This is a genomic window from Shewanella sp. SM95 (genome assembly GCF_025653595.1).
GTDB lineage: Bacteria > Pseudomonadota > Gammaproteobacteria > Enterobacterales > Shewanellaceae > Shewanella > Shewanella oncorhynchi.
In genome coordinates this window covers 1-1184 of record NZ_JAKKSE010000061.1, presented here as the reverse complement: position 1 = coordinate 1184, position 1184 = coordinate 1, and the positions used below count along the sequence as shown (strand labels likewise).

At 55.4% G+C, this 1184-nt stretch carries 1 protein-coding gene; it reads left to right on the top strand.

The window, feature by feature from the left end:
• Positions 1-1184 (top strand): putative Ig domain-containing protein (locus tag L5M29_RS23625; RefSeq protein ID WP_263170352.1); only part of this gene is annotated, 1184 nt, incomplete at both ends.

The window sequence follows — 1184 nt, the reverse complement described above, 5'->3', positions numbered from 1 at the left end:
CCTTACGAGTGACGGACACGGATGGCTTAACGGCTGAGCAGTCCTTTAGCATTACAGTGACAAACGTCAACGATGCGCCGACGATTAGTTCGACGGCGGTGACGGCAGCGACCCAAGATGCGGCATACAGTTACACCTTGACTGCAACTGACTCCGATACCGGTGACAGTTTAACCTTGAGCGCAGTGACCAAACCGAGCTGGTTGAGTTTCAACGCGGCGACGGGTTTACTCAGTGGCACGCCAAGCAATGCGGATGTGGGCAGTCACGCTGTCACCTTACGAGTGACGGACACGGATGGCTTAACGGCTGAGCAGTCCTTTAGCATTACAGTGACAAACGTCAACGATGCGCCGACGATTAGTTCGACGGCGGTGACGGCAGCGACCCAAGATGCGGCATACAGTTACACCTTGACTGCAACTGACTCCGATACCGGTGACAGTTTAACCTTGAGCGCAGTGACCAAACCGAGCTGGTTGAGTTTCAACGCGGCGACAGGGTTACTCAGTGGCACGCCGAGCAATGCGGATGTGGGCAGTCACCCGGTCACCTTACGAGTGACGGACACGGATAGCTTAACGGCTGAGCAAAGCTTTAGTATCACGGTGACGAACGTCAACGATGCGCCAACGATTAGTTCGACGGCGGTGACGGCAGCGACCCAAGATGCGGCATACAGTTACACCTTGACTGCAACTGACTCCGATACCGGTGACAGTTTAACCTTGAGCGCAGTGACCAAACCGAGCTGGTTGAGCTTCAACGCTGTGACAGGGTTACTCAGTGGTACGCCGAGCAATGCGGATGTGGGCAGTCACGCAGTCACCTTACGAGTGACGGACACGGATGGCTTGACGGCTGAGCAAAGCTTTAGTATCACGGTGACGAACGTCAACGATGCGCCAACGATTAGTTCAATGGCGGTGACGGCTGCCACTCAAGATGCGGCGTACAGCTACAGCTTGACTGCAACTGACTCCGATACCGGTGACAGTTTAACCTTGAGCGCAGTGACCAAACCGAGCTGGTTGAGCTTCAACGCGGCGACGGGTTTACTCAGTGGCACGCCAAGCAATGCGGATGTGGGCAGTCACGCTGTCACCTTACGAGTGACGGACACGGATGGCTTAACGGCTGAGCAGTCCTTTAGCATTACAGTGACAAACGTCAACGATGCGCCG